The sequence below is a fragment of the Polaromonas sp. genome (genome assembly GCF_035638815.1).
GTDB lineage: Bacteria > Pseudomonadota > Gammaproteobacteria > Burkholderiales > Burkholderiaceae_C > Polaromonas.
The window spans coordinates 1-17,936 of sequence record NZ_DASQZG010000022.1 but is presented as its reverse complement, the minus strand read 5'-3'; the positions used below and the strand labels follow the sequence as shown (position 1 = coordinate 17,936).

At 59.7% G+C, this 17,936-nt stretch carries 15 protein-coding genes and 1 other RNA gene; 6 read left to right on the top strand and 10 right to left on the bottom strand.

Annotated features, from left to right (window positions below):
- Window positions 1-8 precede the first annotated feature (8 nt).
- The 5 genes from mraZ to VE934_RS14810 all read right to left on the bottom strand — a co-directional run bounded on the left by mraZ (window position 9) and on the right by VE934_RS14810 (window position 6,551).
- Window positions 9-437 (bottom strand): division/cell wall cluster transcriptional repressor MraZ, encoded by a 429-nt coding sequence (gene mraZ / locus VE934_RS14835; RefSeq protein ID WP_324888897.1) that lies wholly within the window; start codon window positions 435-437, stop codon window positions 9-11.
- A gap of 379 nt (window positions 438-816) precedes the next feature.
- Window positions 817-2,682: an STAS domain-containing protein gene (locus VE934_RS14830; protein ID WP_324888842.1), complete on the bottom strand. Its 1,866-nt coding sequence runs from the start codon at window positions 2,680-2,682 to the stop codon at window positions 817-819.
- Between the two features lie 34 nt (window positions 2,683-2,716).
- Window positions 2,717-3,814 carry an RNA polymerase-binding protein DksA gene (dksA, locus tag VE934_RS18185; protein ID WP_414693855.1) on the bottom strand — a complete coding sequence of 366 codons (1,098 nt, stop codon included), beginning with the start codon at window positions 3,812-3,814 and terminating at the stop codon, window positions 2,717-2,719.
- 306 nt (window positions 3,815-4,120) lie between these two features.
- A complete protein-coding gene (locus VE934_RS14815; RefSeq protein ID WP_324888840.1) occupies window positions 4,121-5,176 on the bottom strand; it encodes a GTP-binding protein in 1,056 nt (351 codons plus the stop codon).
- Between the two features lie 193 nt (window positions 5,177-5,369).
- The gene (locus VE934_RS14810) at window positions 5,370-6,551 is read right to left on the bottom strand and encodes a class I SAM-dependent rRNA methyltransferase (RefSeq protein ID WP_324888838.1); all 1,182 of its coding nucleotides are present in this window, start codon (window positions 6,549-6,551) and stop codon (window positions 5,370-5,372) included.
- 98 nt (window positions 6,552-6,649) lie between these two features.
- On the opposite strand from VE934_RS14810, the gene VE934_RS14805 reads away from it, so the two are divergent.
- Window positions 6,650-8,389, top strand: a complete 1,740-nt coding sequence (locus VE934_RS14805; RefSeq protein WP_324888836.1) for a sensor domain-containing diguanylate cyclase — start codon at window positions 6,650-6,652, stop codon at window positions 8,387-8,389.
- A 12-nt stretch (window positions 8,390-8,401) separates the two neighbouring features.
- On the opposite strand, the gene VE934_RS14800 is transcribed toward VE934_RS14805, so the two are convergent.
- Genes VE934_RS14800 through dapF form a run of 3 tightly spaced genes read right to left on the bottom strand, consistent with a single transcriptional unit; the run spans window position 8,402 to window position 11,008 of the window.
- Window positions 8,402-9,370, bottom strand: a complete 969-nt coding sequence (locus VE934_RS14800) for a tyrosine recombinase XerC (protein ID WP_324888834.1) — start codon at window positions 9,368-9,370, stop codon at window positions 8,402-8,404.
- Window positions 9,370-10,071, bottom strand: coding sequence for a DUF484 family protein (locus VE934_RS14795; RefSeq protein WP_324888832.1), 702 nt, complete (start codon window positions 10,069-10,071; stop codon window positions 9,370-9,372). The genes VE934_RS14800 and VE934_RS14795 overlap by 1 nt, the downstream gene beginning before the upstream one ends.
- A 49-nt stretch (window positions 10,072-10,120) precedes the next feature.
- A complete protein-coding gene (dapF, locus tag VE934_RS14790) occupies window positions 10,121-11,008 on the bottom strand; it encodes a diaminopimelate epimerase (protein WP_324888830.1) in 888 nt (295 codons plus the stop codon).
- A gap of 238 nt (window positions 11,009-11,246) precedes the next feature.
- On the opposite strand from dapF, the gene VE934_RS14785 reads away from it, so the two are divergent.
- Complete coding sequence (locus tag VE934_RS14785; protein ID WP_324888828.1) at window positions 11,247-12,536, top strand: lytic murein transglycosylase; 1,290 nt, start codon at window positions 11,247-11,249, stop codon at window positions 12,534-12,536.
- A gap of 37 nt (window positions 12,537-12,573) precedes the next feature.
- Here the strand turns inward: VE934_RS14785 and VE934_RS14780 are convergent, their stop codons facing one another.
- The gene (locus VE934_RS14780; protein ID WP_324888826.1) at window positions 12,574-13,125 is read right to left on the bottom strand and encodes a YdeI/OmpD-associated family protein; all 552 of its coding nucleotides are present in this window, start codon (window positions 13,123-13,125) and stop codon (window positions 12,574-12,576) included.
- A gap of 106 nt (window positions 13,126-13,231) precedes the next feature.
- On the opposite strand from VE934_RS14780, the gene VE934_RS14775 reads away from it, so the two are divergent.
- The 4 genes from VE934_RS14775 (at window position 13,232) to VE934_RS14760 (ending at window position 17,564) form a co-directional block, all read left to right on the top strand.
- Window positions 13,232-14,911: an MBL fold metallo-hydrolase gene (locus tag VE934_RS14775; RefSeq protein ID WP_324888824.1), complete on the top strand. Its 1,680-nt coding sequence runs from the start codon at window positions 13,232-13,234 to the stop codon at window positions 14,909-14,911.
- Window positions 14,912-14,983: 72 nt separating this feature from the next.
- Complete coding sequence (locus VE934_RS14770; protein ID WP_324888822.1) at window positions 14,984-15,790, top strand: hypothetical protein; 807 nt, start codon at window positions 14,984-14,986, stop codon at window positions 15,788-15,790.
- Between the two features lie 151 nt (window positions 15,791-15,941).
- The gene (locus tag VE934_RS14765) at window positions 15,942-16,790 is read left to right on the top strand and encodes a basic amino acid ABC transporter substrate-binding protein (protein WP_324888820.1); all 849 of its coding nucleotides are present in this window, start codon (window positions 15,942-15,944) and stop codon (window positions 16,788-16,790) included.
- A gap of 21 nt (window positions 16,791-16,811) precedes the next feature.
- Window positions 16,812-17,564, top strand: coding sequence for an amino acid ABC transporter permease (locus tag VE934_RS14760; RefSeq protein ID WP_324888818.1), 753 nt, complete (start codon window positions 16,812-16,814; stop codon window positions 17,562-17,564).
- Window positions 17,565-17,584: 20 nt separating this feature from the next.
- Here the strand turns inward: VE934_RS14760 and rnpB are convergent.
- An RNA gene (gene rnpB, locus VE934_RS14755) (RNase P RNA component class A) lies at window positions 17,585-17,912 on the bottom strand.
- Window positions 17,913-17,936: the final 24 nt, after the last annotated feature.

Genomic DNA, 17,936 nt, shown 5'->3' with positions numbered 1-17,936 from the left:
GCCATCTTTCAGAATGAAAAGTCCCGGAAGACATCCGGCATCTCACCCTTCATCTGCTCGGCCTCGTGGGCGGCGTAGGTCGCTGCGTCCCACAGCTCGAAGTAGCTTCCCATGCCAAGAAGCACCGTTTCCTTGCTGATGCCCGCTGCAGCACGCAGCTCTGGCGAGACCAGAACCCGGCCCGTGGCATCCATGTCGACGTCCATGGCATTGCCAAGAAAAATCCGCTTCCACCACTGGGCTTGCATCGGCAATGAGGCGATGCGTTCACGGAATTTTTCCCACTCGTTGCGGGGGAAAATCATCAAACATCCGTGCGGGTGCTTGGTGATGGTGAGCTGGCTCGCGGCGGTGGCGCTCAGGACGTCACGATGCCGGGTTGGCACGGAGAGCCTACCCTTGGTATCGAGAACGACAGAAGAAGCACCTTGAAACACCGTTGCAAACCTTTGAAAAGCACTTTTCACCACTAAATTGCACTTCTTCCCACTTTAGCAGGAAAGTTTTCGCATGCAAGTGGTTTGGTACAAATTATTTCAATGAAATCAAGCACTTAGCTTGATTTTGCGAAGTGAGTACAGACAAAAGCCGTTCTAAATTAAGCACTTAGCGCGCTCAATGAAAGTGTTGTCTCAAGGGATTGATGGTTAAGGTGTCAACGACAGCTGCGGACATTGATCAACAGCCGTCGGCTGAAAAATAACGATGGCGAGCAGAGGGGAGAACGTCAGTGTGCTGTTTGCACACAAGTCTGGCCAAGGTGATGACCGGGGGCCGGGCGCGCGAACGAAATCCGCGACCTAAGACGATGTGAGGCTACTCAATCCTCGGAAGGACGCGGGCATGCTCGGTGATGCCGATAACGTTGAAAAACGCACCTACCAGCCGATTGACATCGGTAAATTGCACAGCGCGGTTTTCAGCTTCTCGGGCGGACACCCAGTTGAGCAGAGTGCCTGCCGCAGAAAAATCAACACGAATCAGTTTCAGGCAGGAAATCACCATGATGTCAGCACCAAGGAGTTTGGCCTCAAGCTGATCCAGCATCTCGATGGCGTCACCCTGAATTTGGCCGGAGAGCTCCACCGCAAACATGTTGGGCATTTGGGAGTTGCCGCCCATTTCAGTGTCGCCGTCCATGGCGCTGACACTGGAGGGAGCCGAATCGCGATAAACATCACCAATGATGGCTTGCCCCGCGACAGCAGCCCCTTTGGCATCCAATTGCTTGTATTCGCAGCGCGCGCTGTCCCAGGCAGGCGGAGAGACTTCGTACGTTACGCAAAAGTCAAGCGCTGTCAACTCAAACTCATCAGGCTGATGGGTAACGCGAAGGGCTTCCAGACGCAGTTGCCACCATCCCTGGGGGGTATCCCGGTCGCCGGAGGGTGTCGCGTCCTGCAGCACGCGCTGCAACTGTGCGTCATCAATGAAGCGCAGTTGAACCGGTTGGGTTGCCCAGCCGCTGAACACCTTGCACAGCGGTTCGACCGCGTTGACATCAATGGTTTTGAGGTTATGCCAGTCAAGCCGCCAGGGCATGGGCGACCGCGCGAGCGCAGCATTCAGCGCCGCAACCGTCTGGATGCCAAGTGACGAAGGGCAAATCCAGTCCGCGACTGGTCCGGCGTTTGTGGTCGGTGCCGCGGGCTTTGAGAGCTGCTTGACCATGTCAGGCATGGAAAACCACTGTGGCGCAGACCGGTTGAAACGGCCAACAAATTCAATGGCCACGTTCTCAAATTTTTCCTGTTGTCCGGTGGCGCGGTACAGGTCGAACAATGCCAGCCAGGTATCCGCATGCTGCGCGCGGCTGCCCTGCGGGCCCAGAGTTTCGAGCAGGCCCGCCTCGGCGCCAGCATCATCGCCGTTGGCAAAGCGGATCGAGGCCTCTTCCAGCTCTGGATCGTGTGCGAGCTCTGCCGCATCCACAACTGAAAATTTGGACGCCGAGAAACCCGAGGACATGCCATCCAGCGAAAGGCCGGACATCCCGCGCGAGATCGGCGCAGTTGGCTTGGCAGCGGCCGGGGGCAGCGTAGGAGGCGGGGGTGCAGGCGGCTGGGGCGCTGGATGTGTGGGCTGCGGCTCGACGGCACCCATGGCCCTGGTCGGAGTCATCAAAGGCGGGGCCTGCACGGGAGGTGAAGCAGCGGCGGCCTTGGCCGCGGCACTTTGCAGCGGACTCGGCGCTGTGGCCGCATAACTCGCCGGGAGTGCATTGTCCAGGAGGGGAGCCTGGGCGCTCAGGTTACCGGGCGCCGCACCTGTTGGTGGCGAAAAGCCTGAGGCATTGACCGAACTCATTGCGGAATTTGTGCCATGCTTGGTTTTCCACCATTGCATTGACATCTGCGCTTCGATTTCGTCAATCTTCTTGAGCGTTACCGCACGATCGTCCGGCTTGGAGGGCATGCTGCTTTGAAAGAACGAGGGTCTGGCGCCCGGGTCCTGCCCTGTCATGGCTTCCCGTTTGCGCATTTTCCGCAACATGTCGAACTCGCGCTTTCGCACAAAGTCGTTACGCCGTTTGCGCTCAATCATCTCCTTGAGCAATTGCTTGCTCAGGGCCTCTTCCTTGCCCGCATCTTTCGAGTCCAGGTCCGACCAGTTCGTCGCCGGATTGCGGACGAACTTCACCACCTTGGAGAGCAAGCCCGGTAAAGTATCTTCGTCGGCCATGGGAGAGATTCAGGAAGTGGAGAGCTGAAAAATATCAGTCCCCAAACATCTTTTGCTTGAGCTCGCGACGCTGTTGCGCCTCAAGAGAGAGGTTAGCGGTGGGCCGGGCGATCAGACGCCCCACCCCGATTGCCTCACCTGTTTCATCGCAGTAACCATAGTCACCAGAATCAATGCGGGCAATGGATTGCTCGATTTTCTTGAGCAGTTTGCGTTCCCGGTCCCGGGTACGAAGCTCCAGCGCATGCTCTTCTTCAATGGTGGCGCGGTCAGCAGGATCGGGAACCACAACCGTGTCTTCGCGAAGGTGTTCGGTTGTCTCACCGGCACTGTTATGAATGTCCTGCTTGAGAACCGACAACTTGAAACGGAAAAACGCCAGCTGCTTGTCGTTCATGTACTCGGAATCAGGCATGGCCTTCACTTCGTCGTCCGTCAGTTCATCAGCGTTTTTGGTTTTCCAGTTGTTGGCAAGCTTGGGGTCTTTTTTGGCCGCCACATGCGGTGGCGGGGCAATGACCCGCTCGGCAATAGCGGAGTAGCTGGCCTTGGCCGCATCTGGCGAGTGCGTTGGCACCATGGGTGATGGCGCCGGGGCGTAAGACGAGCTTCTCAGGGAGGCACGACGGCCGGGCTTCAGGGCGGGAGTTGGAAGCGTGGTCGGGGCGGGAGCAACGGGGGCGGGGCGGGGAGCAGCAGCCGGGCTAGGGGCGGCTTGGGTAATCGATTTAATGATGGCTTTTTCTTCAGGTTTGGCGGTGGCCTTGCCTGTCGCGGGAACTTTGGAAGCAGTTCCCTTTGCAACAGGTTTTGCGGCTTTGACCGCGGGTTTAGCGAGAGGCTTGGCCGGGGCGGCCTTCGCGGAAGTCGGCTTTTTGGCCGCTGGCGCCGGTTTTTTTGCAGGGGCTTTTTTGGCTGCAACCGGTTTGGCGACTATTTTAGTCTTGGCTTTCACGGCAGGTTTGCTTGCTTTGACTGGAGACGCAGGTTTCACGGCTTTTTTCAGGGGCTTTTTGACAGCAACGGGCTTGACGCTCCGGGGCACCGTCTTGGCCACAGCTTTGGCTTTTCCGGCAGGTTTGACAACAGCTTTTTTGGCTGGTGGCTTGGACTTTTTCGCTTGAGCTTTCACGTTGTGTCTCCTCGGGGATGCAGCCTGGGAAGTCCCTGACGCTGAATCCGGGCTGGGCCCACTTTCGCAGACCGCAACCTGTCTTTTACCTGATTGTCTGGTTTGTCTGCGGCCACCCCTGCAGCTTTACGGCCAGTACTTACCCTCACTTTTGCCCGAAACCGCCTGATAAGGGCGTCCCGGTATTGGCGTCGGCGCGCGATTGTAGCGGCTACCCGGGCACCGCGCCTTGCCTAAATTCAAACGTTGGAGATTGGAGACAAACAGAAACTCCTTCCGCCCTCCCTAACGCAGAGACAGACTACCTCAAACCAGACATTGCTCCAGTCCCTGGAGAAAAATATCTTTAGGTAAATCGATGCCGATAAAAACCATCTTGCTGTTCTTTAGTTCGCCCTCACGCCAGGCGGGGCCCAGATCGCTTCCCATCAACTGGTGCACGCCCTGGAAGATGACCTTGCGGTCGGTACCCTGCATGTTCAGCACGCCCTTGTAGCGAAGCATGCGCGGGCCGTAGATATTGACGATGGCGCCCAGAAAATCCTCCAGCTTGGCGGAGTCAAAGGCGCGGTCCGATCGGTACACAAAACTTTTGACGTCGTCATCATGGTGGTGGTGATGGCCGCCCCCGTGGTCATGATCGTGTGCATGAGAGGGGTGGTCACAATGCTCGCCGGGCGCATGATCGTGGTGCTCGTGCTCGTCGGCCTTGAGGAAATCGGGGTCGATATCCAGTTTGGCGTTGAGGTTGAAGCCGCGCAGATCAAACACTTCTGCAATGGACACCTCGCCAAAATGAACGGGGCGCTGCGGCGCGCGCGGATTCATGTGGCTTAGCCGGTGCATCAGGGCCTTGACCTCGTCGGCGGCCACCAGATCAGCCTTGCTGATGAATATCTGGTCAGCAAAACCTACTTGCCGGCGCGCCTCCTGACGATCATTGAGCTGGCCTTCGGCATGTTTGGCGTCGACCAGCGTGAGGATCGAGTCCAGCAGGTATTGCTCGGCGATTTCCTCGTCCATGAAAAATGTCTGCGCGACCGGGCCTGGGTCGGCAAGGCCGGTCGTCTCGATCACCACACGGTCAAAGTCGAGTTCGCCCTTGCGCTTTTTGGTGGCCAGCACCTGCAGGGTCTCGCGCAGATCTTCCCGGATGGAGCAGCAAATGCAGCCGTTGTTCATCTGGATGATGTTTTCCTGGGTGTCATTGACCAGAATTTCGTTGTCGATGTTTTCCTCGCCAAACTCGTTTTCAATCACGGCAATCTTCTGCCCATGGGCCTCGGTGAGGATGCGCTTGAGCAGCGTGGTTTTGCCGGAGCCCAGAAAACCGGTCAGGATGGTCACAGGAATCAAACTCATGGTGCGCCTAAAAAGAGATCAGATGGGAAGAGAAGGTGGAGGTGTAGCCAAGGTGGGGAGTTTAGCGATCAAGTCAAGAGCAGGAGGCCTGATGCCGGCAAGCCTCGCTGGTCTGACCGCTACCGGTCTACTACTATTTTTATAGCAAACTTTGCCCGTATTGAATGGGCAAAGTGCCAATTTGATGCAAGACTCACTTTTTGAGGAGCACCAGACCCTTCAGATATTCACCCTCCGGGAAATTCACGGTCATGGGATGGTCTGGCGCGCCTCCCAGCCGTTCAGTGATAAAGGCATCTACGCCAGCATCGATGCCAGCCGACGCCACGATTTTGTGAAACAGCTCCGCACTGATGCCGCCTGAGCAGGAATACGTAAACAGCACACCCCCCGGCGCCAGAACCGACAGGGCGATGCGGTTGATGTCCTTGTACGCACGGGCGGCCCTCTCAGCGTGGGTTACGGTGGGCGCAAACTTGGGTGGATCCAGCACGATCGCGTCAAACGTCCTGCCTTCCTTGAGGAACTGGCGCATGGATGTATTGACGTCGGCGTCCAGCATGGTGGTGCGCTGCGCATCAAACCCGTTCAGCGCCACATTGGCTTTGGCCATTTCGATCGCAGGCCCTGAAGAATCGATGGAGGTCACATGCGCGGCGCCACCCGCCAGCGCTGCCACGGTAAACCCGCCTGTGTAGCAATAACAATTGAGCACACGCTGAAACTGCAGGCGACGCGTGTAGTCGGCAAATTTGCGGCGGCTGTCACGCTGGTCCAGATAAAACCCGGTTTTGTGGCCCTCGGCCACGTCCAGGTTCAGCTTCCAGTCGTGTTCGGTGATGGTGATGGCCGTTTGACCAGAGCCAGCAAGCCAGCCCGTCGCTTCAGGCAAACCTTCCAGCGATCGCACGCTGGCGTCGGAGCGTTCGTAGAGCCGGGTCAGCCCGGTCAGCGACAACAACGCCTCCACGATCGTACTTTTCCAGCGCTCCGAGCCACAGCTTGAAAACTGGGCGACCAGTGTGTCGTCATAGCGGTCCACCACCAGGCCCGGCAACCCGTCGGATTCACCATGAATCAAACGGCGGCCGTTACTATTTATTTCAAAGAAGGTTCTGGCCGTGAGCGCCTGCTCTATGCGAGTGCGAAAAAAAGCCGCGTCGATACGCTGACTCTCATCAAAACTCCAGGCCCTGGCGCGGATGCGGGACGTGGGACTGAAAGCCGCCCAAGCCAGAAACTGACCTTCGCTGCTTTCGACACGCACGGTCTCCCCGGAATCCGCGCTTCCCCGGGCAATGGCGCCATCAAACACCCAGGGATGACGCCGTAAAAGGGAACGCTCTTTACCTTCTCTCAGCCGTATTGATTTCATGCGCCTATTGTCGCGGCTGCCGACGGCTGCAGTAAGGCTGGGGAATTTTGCGACAATGCTCGATGGCCTTTTGCTCCCTCAGCAGGTATCTTTTAACCTTGGTCGCAAAGATTTTGTCGATCAGGTTGCTGTGCCTGAGCGCAGTTATGGGCCTTGCGCTGGGCCTGGCGAGCGTTCCGGTGCTCGCGCGCACGATCCTCGATCTCGACGCGAAAACCCAGCCCGTCTCGCTGCAGGATTGGGGCGATTACTGGATTGATGAGCAGGCCCTTCTCACGCCTCAGCAACTGGCCACAGACAGCCGAATCCGCTGGCAACCCACATTGGTCCGGGGCATTTACCCTCTCAAAGCGGGCCAAGCCTTGTGGATCAGATTCACCGTCCCGCCCGCGCCCGATTCAGAGCGCTGGCTGATTGAAATACCGTACGCCGCTCTGGATCGGGCCTCGCTCTACACCATGGATCTGGCGGGCGCCTGGCTCGAGCAGCGCGTCGGTGACCTCACGCCGGTCAACCAATGGCCTACGCCTCACAGGCACCCGCTGCTCACGGTGAACTTCAATGCCGAAGAGCCTACCCACTATCTGCTGCGCATTGAAAACGCTCAGGGCTTCAGCGCCCCCATCCGTTTCATCGACACGGGCCACCTGCTACGCGGCGAGCAGCGTGTATCGCTTTTTCTCGGGTTTTATCTGGGTTTGGCAATACTGGGCTGTGTAGGGGGCCTGGCCGGCGCCTGGTGGTTGCGGGACCGCGCCTACCTTTATTTCGGTGTCTGTTCAGCCTTGATCGGGCTGACCCAGGCAGCCATCACCGGGGTGGGTGGCCTGCACCTGTGGCCCAACGCCCCGCGATGGACGGATTGCTCGCTGGCTCTGCTGGCTACCTGGATGTTGATGGCGCTCCTGCTGCTCAATGCCACGGTGGTCTCCCTGGCCGAGCGCTCGCGCGTGCTTAACGCGCTACTGTGGACGGTCCTTGCGGCTGGTGCGGGGGTGTCCGTCCTGCTGATGTTGACCGACAGCCGGCTCCGTTTGCCGCTGCTCATTCCCTACCTGGCGGTGGTCCCTTTGCTGATGCTGATGATCAACCTCTGGGCCTGGCGCCGTGGCGACCGCTTTGGCGGCTGGCTGTTGCTGAGCGCCACACCGTTTGCCTTCAGCCTTTCGCTGGCCATCGGGCGAGTGCTTGAATGGTTGCCGTTGAGTTTTGCCACCGAGCAAGGCGTGCTTGCCAGCATGGCCCTGCAAATGCCCGCCATGCTTGCGGTACTGGTACTGCGCAGCCAGCACAAGCGCGAGAACAAGCGCCGAATCCGCGGCCTGGACAGGGTCGATCCCGCCACCGGATTGATCATTGAGCCCGTGTTTGTGGAACGCATGGCGCGCATGATCGCGCGATCCGGGCGTTTTAAACACCAGGGCGCGGTACTGATGATCGATCTGCTCAACACCGAGCAGATTCAGCGGGACTTTGACCGCAAGACGGCTCAGGAACTGCCCTTGCGGGTGGCTGAACGCCTGCTGTCCACCGCACGGGAAATTGACAGTGCGGCGCGGCTGTCGGAGCATCGTTTTGGCATGCTGGTGGAAGGTCCGTTTTCTGATGAAGATGCTGCGACGCTGGGTCCCCGCATCATTGCCAGATGCCTCATGCCCTACAAAGGCTTGCCGTCCGCCTGTGTGGCCCAGGTCCGCGTGGCGTATGCACTGGTGCCCCGGCATGGCGACAGTGCAGAAGCCGTACTGACCCGGCTGGCCCAGAAATTGGCCAGCGCTTCACCGACGAGCAAGCGCGCCGTGTTTGCGCTGCACGACCTGCCCCCGCAAACGGCCTAGTTCCTGTTGCGCCTACTTTTTCCCCGCAGCTTTGCCAGGGCTCAGTGTGGCGCGCGGATGGGCAGCGTCGTAGACCTTTGCCAGGTGCTGAAAATCAAGTCGCGTATAGACCTGCGTGGTCGTGATGTTGGCGTGGCCCAGCAGCTCCTGCACGGCACGCAAATCTCCACTGGACTGCAGCACATGGCTTGCAAATGAATGCCGCAGCATGTGCGGATGCACCGGTGTGGCCAAACCAGCCTGCTGGGACCGCTGCTTGAGCCGTACGCGAATGTGCTGTGGGCTCAGTCGACCGCCGCGCTGATTGATAAAAAGGGCGGGGTCTTCTTTTGCGAAGTCGCCGCGCACCGCAAGCCACTCCCGCAGTGCGTCAAGCGCCTTGCTGCCCACGGGCACGCTGCGCCGCTTGGATCCCTTGCCGAGTACATGCGCCTCGCCGGACTGCAAATCAACCCAGCCTCTCGCCTGGGCGCTGGCGGCCACGTCAAGCCCGGTCAGCTCGCCAATACGCAATCCGCAGCCATACAGCAGTTCGGTGATACAGCGGTCTCTCGCCTGCAGCGCAGCGCCACCGGCAGAATCGTCGCCGCGATACGCCGCAAGTTGTACGGCCTCTTCAACGCTCAAGGCCTTGGGCAGGGGTTTGGCCGATTTGGGTGAGCGGACATCCTGCACCGGATTGGCAGGCACCAGACCCTCCCGGCCCAGCCAGGTGTAAAAACCGCGCCAGCCGGACAAAATAAGCGCAATGCCGCGGCCACTTCGGCCTGCGCTGTGCATCTGCGCCACCCAACGCCGCATGTGTGTGTTGTGCACAGCAGTCAGGGCCACGCCGGCCTGGGCGCAATGCGCCTGCAATTTCTGCAAATCCAGTGCGTAAAGCTCCACCGTGCGCTGGGCCAGGCGTTTTTCGACCCGCACATGCTCCAGATAACGCTCGACCAGCGGGTCTGCTTCTAGAAGCGGCCCGGGCTCCGTCATCAGGCGCCAGCGGCAGGCCGCAAACGCGACAGGGCAGCGCCGGCCAGCTCGCCGATGCGCTCGAGAAAATCAGTGCCCATGCCGCTGTGAAAGCGCTCGGGGTCCGGCGAAGCCAGCACCAGCATGCCAAAGGCTTGCGCACCTTTACCGGTACGCAGGGGGATCAAAGCTACAGACAAAGCCAAAGCCGCATCGGGCAGCCAACTGGCGGCTTCGAAGCCGGAGTTAACGCCGCAGTAAGGCGATGTGAGCGATGAAGCAAAGGTCTTCGCGTCATCGCTGATACCAGTCGAAAAGTCTTCAGCAGAGAAAATGCCGTTGACGTGCCAGACCTTGATGGCCGCCTGCGGGACCAAAAACTGCGTCTTGATCTCGTTCACGATTGTGTCCGGCAGATCACGCGCATGCGCTGTCAACAACAGGTTAAGGGTGCACTGCTGCAGCTTGTCGGCAATGCCCACGTTTTCCTGGCCATGGCGAATCATGTCCACCATTTTTCCCTCCAGCGACTTGATCTTGTCGCGCAGCATGCCGGCTTGCCGCTCTTGCAGGCTCACCGCACGCCCACCGTGTCCGCTGGACAACTGGACAGTGGCCAGCAACTCGGCATGGCGCTCAAAAAAGTCCGGCGTGTTGGCCAGAAAATTGGCAATGTCGTCTTCGGTGATCGGGTTCTGGATGGAGCGTTCGCTTGGATTCATGTTGTTGTGGTTTCCGGTGATTGGAATGTCGAATTGAATGTGGACAAGTCTACAAGTGGTCCGGGACGTTGATCTCGGCCTCAAACACGGTGGTTGCAGGGCCGGTCATCAGCACCGGTGCATCGCAGGCATTCACGCCGCCCTGCCACTCGATCGTCAGCGTACCGCCATGGGTGACGACATCCACCCGCGCGTCCAGCAGGCCCAAGCGTATGCCAGCCACCACCGCCGCGCAAGCCCCGGTGCCGCATGCCAGCGTTTCGCCAGCGCCGCGCTCATACACCCGAAGGCGGACCTGGTTGCGCGATACAACCTGCATGAACCCTGCATTGACCCGACGCGGGAAACACGCATGGTTTTCGATCAGCGGCCCGTCCTGCAGAACCGGTGCCGCGTCTACATCAGCAACAAGCTGCACGGCATGCGGATTGCCCATGGACAAGACTGCTACCAAAACAGGAGCTGTCGGCGCCCGTCCTTCAAGGGCCAGAGGCCATTTTTGCCATGAACCGTCTATCACAGGCGTCAAACCGGCGGGATCGAACGGTATGCGCGGCAAATCAAACACTGGCATGCCCATGTCCACCGTGACACGGCCATCAGCCTGCAGACGCGGCTCAATCACGCCGCTCATGGTCTTGACCCGGACCGTGTCTTTGTCAGTCAGCCCCTGCTCCCGCACAAACCGCACGAAGCAGCGCGCACCATTGCCGCATTGCTCAACCTCGCCACCGTCGGCGTTGTGAATCACATACTCAAAATCAACGCCCTTTTCGGGCGACGGCCGCACCGACAGAATCTGGTCGGCCCCCACGCCGAAGTGGCGATCTGCAAGATAACGGTACTGCCCCGGCGTGAGGTTCAGGCGTGAGCCGGTCTCGTTGAGCATGACAAAATCGTTGCCTGCACCCTGCATTTTTGTAAATCGGACTAGCATCCGGGCATTATCCGCTGAGGGCGCGGCCTCCCCATCCCTTCTCATTTCCCCACGCCCGGTTAGACACAACCGATCAGGTCGAGCCGACCGGGAGATCGCGACCTACAACACGGTGGCGCGCTTTCTGGTGGTGCTGAGGGCGTCACCCGAAGAACATGACTGATCAAGCGCGCAAGGTTGGACACTGATATTGAATGTCTGGCTTCATCGTGCGGTCACCAGGACAAGAATGAAATTCATGCACAAACTCCTCCGTTCACCTTTAGCCGCTGGCTTGCCATGTATCCCGGCACTGCTGGTCGCCGCTGCACTCACGGCTTGCGCCACCGCACCTGCCAGCGACCCTGCTGCGCCATCACCATCGCCCGTCGTGATCAGCCCGGCCCAAACCGTTTCCGTCGAACTGGACCAAAACCAGCGCTTTGCACGCTGGATCTCCGACTTCAGCACCACGGCACGCGCAGCGGGCATCAGCGATGAAACCCTTCGCCTGGCCTTCGAGGGTGTTCGTTTCATCCCGCGCGTCACCGAACTGGACGGCGCCCAGCCCGAATCGGTTCGTGCGGTCTGGGACTACCTCGACAGCGCGGTATCGGCGCAGCGAGTGGTTCGTGGCCAGGACAAGCTGCTGCAAGCGCGGCTGGTGGTCGATGCCGCTGCTGCACGATACGGCGTGCCCGCAGAAATTCTGGCGGCGATCTGGGGAATGGAAAGCAACTACGGCGGCAACACCGGTGACATCCCGACGATTGACGCCCTCGCCACCCTGGGCTTCGAAGGCCGGCGCGAGGCGTGGGCGCGGGGCCAGTTGCTTGCGGCCCTGAAAATTCTGCAGAACGGAGACATCCCTCGCGCGCAGATGATCGGCTCTTGGGCGGGCGCCATGGGCCAGACGCAATTTTTGCCTTCCAACTTTCTCGCCTACGCCGTTGATGCCGATGGCGACGGCCGGCGCGACATCTGGGGTAGCCTGCCCGATGTGATGGCCTCCACCGCCAACTTTTTGGCCCGATCCGGCTGGCAGGCCGGCCAGCCTTGGGGCATGGAAGTGTATTTGCCGCAGGGCTTCGACCACGCCCAAGCCGATGCGGCCACCCGGCAGCCAGCTTCGGCCTGGGCGGCGCTGGGCGTGCGCTCGGTTAACGGTGCACCGCTGCCCGCATTGCCCGACAGCGCCATCCTGCTGCCGGCCGGCGCACGCGGGCCAGCCTTCATGGTCGGCCCCAACTTCCGCACCATCCTGCGCTACAACAACTCGACCAGTTACGCGCTCGCCGTCAGCCTGCTGTCCCAGGCACTGGCCGGTGGCCCCGCGGTGCAGGCTGCCTGGCCGCGTGATCTGCAACCGCTGTCACGCAGCCAGTTGCTGGCGCTGCAGACAGCGCTCAATACACGCGGCTTCGACACCGGGACACCCGACGGCATGATGGGGCCGGCCACGCAAGCCGGCATTCGGCGGTACCAGCGCAGTGCGGGCTTGGCGGCGGATGGGTATCCGACTTTGGAGTTGTTGCAGAGCTTGCAGTGATTGCGACTGCGGGCGCAGCCCCAAACACCGCGAATTCCTACTCTGCTGCCTTTGGCGCACTGAGACTTTTGCTGTAGAACCCGGATTGATCGAAGCAGCAAACTCGCTCCTTTCCAGAAGCGAGCATGTCGCACGCATTTTCTACGCGGCTCTTGCGGGTCTTTGATTGTTTGGCGGACTCGATCCAATGTATCCAGTCAACACGAGCAATGGTTGTCGTGGCATTCCACACCGCCTTGGCTTCCGGGGATGCGTCAAGGGCATCACGCAAGTCAGGCGGCAGCTTCGGTTCTGGTTCTTTCGGCACGGACGCAAGCTCCAGTGTGACGGTGTCTCCTGCCTTTACGCCAGACGCCTCACAGACTTCCTTGCTTACCTTCAACCAGTGACTCAGTTGGCCGTCCGGCTCCAGCGTGGCGCGAAACGGGTGGGCGTTGATCGTGCCGTCCACGCTCGTTCTACCCCGCCTTGGGAGTTTTTCGCTCACTGGTTTTGGCAAAAGCAGAAACGCCCACGAGTCCTCCTCGCCGGACTTGACCGGGCGAAGCAACTTTGCCTTAAAGCTAAACCTTTGTGGATCCTGGCTCATTGATGCTCCCAATTGACACAAGATGGTCCATCCGCCGCAGTCTACCTCTGATACATCCAGCGAAGTGCAGCCAGCGGCCAACGCCTGTTTCGCGCAAAATCGCCCCATGGTCAGACCCACCCAACTCCTCTACCCGCAGCGCGAACCCGCGCCCACCCGCCCTGCTGCCACCGTGCTGCTGATGCGTGACAGCGCGCAGGGCATCGAAATCCTGATGACGCGGCGCTCCACGACGGCAAGCTTTGCGCCGGGCGCCTATGTCTTCCCCGGCGGTGGCATTGATGCCGCCGATGCGGCCGCGCATGCGCACTCCACCCGCCGTGCGACGCAAACCGACCTGCACCTGACTCAGGCTATCGCCGCCATCCGTGAGAGTTTTGAAGAACTGGGTGTGTTGCTGGCGCGCCATGCCGATGGCAGCCATGCCACCACGGCCGACATCGCCGCGCTGGACCGCAAGGCGACGCTTGCGGCGCCGGATCAGACCTCGCCGTTTGCCGCGCAATGCCGCGAACGCGGCCTGACGCTGGCTGGCGACCAGGTTTTTGTGCTGGCGCACTGGGTCACCGACCGCGATCTGCCGCGGCGTTTTGATGTGCCTTTTCTTGTCGCGCGCATGCCCGAGGGCCAGGAGCCGGTGGCTGATGAAAGTGAACAGTTTGAACCCTGCTGGGTGCGGCCTGCCGATGCGCTGGCTCGGCATGAAGCAGGCGGCTTTTTCATGATCTTCCCGACGATACGCACGCTGCAGCGATTGCAACAGTTCAAAACCGCCGAAGCCGTGTTACAGGCCTGTGCCGCTTCGGAGCAACCGCTCTGGACGTCCTGCCCGCGCGCCGGTTTGTTGGCTGGCGCCGAGGCCCGCTACATGGAGCATGAAGCCCCCTATGGCGAGCTAGCGCTGACCAGCCCCGACGGGCAGATGGTGCATGCACTGGACTGGCAGAGCGCGCAACCGGTAGCCCTGCTGAAAAACCTGATGCGCCTGACCGCGCCCAACCCCGGCGTGATGACCGGCCCCGGCACCAACAGCTACCTGGTCGGCGACCCCAACACGGGCTACATCGCGATTGACCCGGGGCCGGCCGACATGGATCATTTGCAGCGGCTGTGGCGGGCAGCAGGCGGCAATATCCGCATGATTGTGTGCACCCACTCACACGCGGACCACTCGCCGGGCGCAAAACCGCTGCAGGCCATGTGCAGCGTGCCGCCGCCCATCCTGGGCCTGCCGTCGGCCCCGACCGCGCGTGCGGCCAGCCAGTTCACGCCAGACCGTTCGCTATCAAATCAGGAGCTGCTTGCGCTCACAGGGAATGGGCCGGAGGGCGAAATCACTCACTCCCTCAAGGTGATCCACACCCCCGGCCACGCTGCCAACCACCTGTGTCTGGTGCTGGTGGAAGACGGAGTTTTGTTCAGCGGCGACCATATCCTCAACGGCAGTACCACCGTGGTGGATCCGCCCGACGGCAACATGAATGCCTACCTCGATTCGCTGGACTTGCTGAGCGCGGCGTGCGACGAGCATCACATTGAATTCATCGCACCGGCGCACGGCTATGTGCTCGGCGAGGCGAAAACTGTCATCGCCCAACTGAAGGCTCATCGCCTCAAGCGCGAGGCCAAGATCATCGGCGTGATGCAGGCGCAGCCGCAGGGCTCTATCGACGAGTGGGTGGCCTCTGCCTATGACGACGTGGACCCGCGCATCTGGCCGGTGGCCAAGAGGTCCCTGCTGGCACATGTGGAGCGTATCCAAGCGCAGGATGTTTTTAACTTCTAGGAAAACTTTTCTGGTGAGACACCAAGCCGTAGTTTTCGCCCGTATATTGACTTGAAACTGAGACGGTACAGCTTGATCAACAACCCAGAGAAGTTAGAAAACCACACCATGCACCTTTGGTTGTCTGAAAGAATATTTTCTTGGGCGCACGACTCGGACGGTGGACAACTTTCTGATCAACAGCGAATGAAACGCCCGCACATAATTCTCGCGCACGCCGAGAGCTTGCTTACATCAGGTTCATCCGAGCTCTCAGCCTCAGACGCTGTCCTGAATCTAAAACGTGCGATCAATAGTCGGTTGCAGCACCTTGAAGATCTCTACCGCTTCAGCACCCTTTTTCCACAAATTAAGGGGTCTCTGGAGAGACTCGAACAAGTTGGCTTAGCCCGTCCATTTGTGGTCAAACGGCTCTTCAACATCCGGAACGACATTGAGCACCGCGATGCACAGCCGCCAACTCGAGCTCAGATAAGAGAACTCGTGGATGCTACGTGGTACTTCCTCCGCACAACAGACTACGCTTGCAAGAGGGTCGCACGCGGCCTGACTCTTCGCTCAGGCGATGAGGGCTCATTTCCTCCAGTACAGTGGATATCGCTGCGATGCTCACGCGAGAAGGTCGACCAATTTGATGTTGCGGGATGGGTGACACTCGATTTTCTGTCCGAAACTGCTCAGCCGGGGTTTTTCGAGTGTGACCTGATTCGGGTGAACGCCAAACCTGTCATCGCCCCCAGCTCGGATGATTTCATGGACCGCATGGGCTACATGCACAATTTGGCGCGGGCGGGCGACGAAAGATTTATAGACGGTAAAGCCGCCTTGTCTCCTGACAGTCAACGAGAGTTTTGGCGTTTGGCTCTCGATGCGCTTTAACCAAGCGCTCGAGTCTGGTGCAAACACTTATGAGTACGCCGCATTCACGCGCACTTTGCAGCAGCCCGGCACTTATAATTTTTCTACCGTATGCTGGATCGTGGTCTTTCCGGCACCCCCCTTTTTTTCCATTCACCTCCGTGAGGTTTCCATGTCTTCAATTACAACGCGTCGTTTCCTTCAAACCGCTGCAACCCTGGTCGGCGGCCTTGTTCTGGCTGCCTGCAGCAAACAGGAGCCAGCCCAGACAGCCAGCCCCGCTCCCGCTGCGCCGGCCGCTGCGCCAGCGGCAAAAGTTTATGTGGTGGGCACCGATGCTGCATATGCTCCTTTTGAATCACAAAATGAAAAAGGCGAGATTGTTGGCTTTGATATTGATGTGGTGAAGGCCGTGGCTCTCAAAGCGGGCATTGAGGTCAAATTTGTCAACACACCCTGGGAAGGCATTTTTAATGCGCTGACCCAGGGTGACCGCGACTTGCTGGTCTCGTCCATCACCATCACCGATGAACGCAAGCAGACTCTTGATTTTTCAAGCCCCTACTTTGACGCGAAGCAGCTGATCGCCGTTAAAGGCGACTCCAAAATTGCGAAGTTTGCAGATCTTGCCAAACTCAAAGTGGGCGTACAAACCGGCACGACTGGTGACGAGGTTGTCACCAAGCTGCAAGGCAAAGAGAGCGCCAACGTCAAGCGTTTTGAATCCACCCCCCTCGCCCTAAAGGAACTGGAAGCCGGCGGCGTGGACGCCGTGGTGGCCGACAACGGCGTTGTGATTCACTACGTCGCCAACAACACAGGCTCCAAGTTTAAGACCGTTAGCGACACCAGCTTTGCGGCCGAACAATACGGTATTGCTGTCAAAAAAGGCAACGCTGATCTGCTCGCCAAAATTAACAAGGGTCTGGCCGACATCAAGGCCGACGGCACCTACGACAAGATTTTTGCAAGCTACTTTGGCGCCACAGCAGCGGCCCCTGCTGCTGCAGCCTCCAAGTAATCACACCCCTCGGGCCTGACAGTGGATTTGCGCTGGGAGATTCTGTCGGGCTATATGCCGCTGTTCATCAGCGGCTTGTGGACCACCATCAAGATCACGCTGGTAGCCATGAGCGCCGGCATGGTGCTGGGCGTGCTCCTGGGGCTGGTCAGTAGTTCGCAAGATGCGCCTCAGCCTCGCTCGCTTCCACTCGCCTGGGGTTTGAAGGCTTTGCGGGGCATCACGCTCGCCTACGTCACCTTCTTCCGTGGCACGCCCCTGTTTGTGCAAATTTTGCTGGTGCACTTTGCGCTGCTGCCTATGTTGATTCATCCGGATGGCGGATTGCTGATCAGCGGCGACATGGCCCGGGAATTTCGCCAAAACCATGGCGCCTTTTTCTCTGGTGCTCTGGCGCTGACCCTGAATGCCGGCGCCTACATTTCCGAGATTTTCCGCGGCGGCATTCAAAGCATCCACGTTGGGCAGACCCAGGCCGCTTACAGCATGGGTTTGACGCATCCCCAGGCCATGCGTCACGTGGTGCTGCCCCAGGCTTTTCGCCGGATGATCCCCGCGCTGGTCAACGAAGGCGTGACGTTGATCAAGGACTCGTCGCTTGTATCGGCCATCGGTCTGGCTGAGCTGGCTCTGGCCGCCCGCACGGTGGCCGGGGCCTATTCACGCTACTGGGAGCCCTACCTGGCGATATCGGTCGTGTACCTGGTGTTGACACTGACCTTGTCCGTCCTTGCCAAAAGGCTGGAAGCGCCGCGCCATCTGCGGGGACGCTGAGCTGCGCCCAGTCAAAAAAAGTGTGAAGCCCGCCGATAGGCCGGATTTTGTGCAGGGCGGCGTCCTTGCGGTTACCGCCCCGTGACTGCCATTAATCTGGGCCGTTTGTCGCCAAACGGCTCGGTGCTACCTACCCGCACACTCCGGGGGCCCCGTCAACGTGTGCCTACTTGGTATTGCTGCGCGTAGAGATTGCTCGTTTCACCCGGACTTAACCGGCTCGTCTCTGTAGCTCTAATCCTCACCTCACGATGGACAGCGGTTAGCTGCTACGCCGCCCTATGCAGTCCGGACCTTCCTCCAGTGCGGTGTTTCCACCCTTGCACCAGCGGCAGTCTGGCGTGCTTCACGGGGCCTATTATCCCGGCAATT

Coding starts and splice junctions, on each gene's coding strand:
- VE934_RS14830 (WP_324888842.1), bottom strand. CDS start 2,682: ATGGCCGACGAAGATACTTTACCGGGCTTGCTCTCCAAGGTGGTGAAG.
- VE934_RS14815 (WP_324888840.1), bottom strand. CDS start 5,176: ATGAGTTTGATTCCTGTGACCATCCTGACCGGTTTTCTGGGCTCCGGC.
- VE934_RS14810 (WP_324888838.1), bottom strand. CDS start 6,551: ATGAAATCAATACGGCTGAGAGAAGGTAAAGAGCGTTCCCTTTTACGG.
- VE934_RS14800 (WP_324888834.1), bottom strand. CDS start 9,370: ATGACGGAGCCCGGGCCGCTTCTAGAAGCAGACCCGCTGGTCGAGCGT.
- VE934_RS14795 (WP_324888832.1), bottom strand. CDS start 10,071: ATGAATCCAAGCGAACGCTCCATCCAGAACCCGATCACCGAAGACGAC.
- dapF (WP_324888830.1), bottom strand. CDS start 11,008: ATGCTAGTCCGATTTACAAAAATGCAGGGTGCAGGCAACGATTTTGTC.
- VE934_RS14785 (WP_324888828.1), top strand. CDS start 11,247: ATGCACAAACTCCTCCGTTCACCTTTAGCCGCTGGCTTGCCATGTATC.
- VE934_RS14780 (WP_324888826.1), bottom strand. CDS start 13,125: ATGAGCCAGGATCCACAAAGGTTTAGCTTTAAGGCAAAGTTGCTTCGC.
- VE934_RS14775 (WP_324888824.1), top strand. CDS start 13,232: ATGGTCAGACCCACCCAACTCCTCTACCCGCAGCGCGAACCCGCGCCC.
- VE934_RS14765 (WP_324888820.1), top strand. CDS start 15,942: ATGTCTTCAATTACAACGCGTCGTTTCCTTCAAACCGCTGCAACCCTG.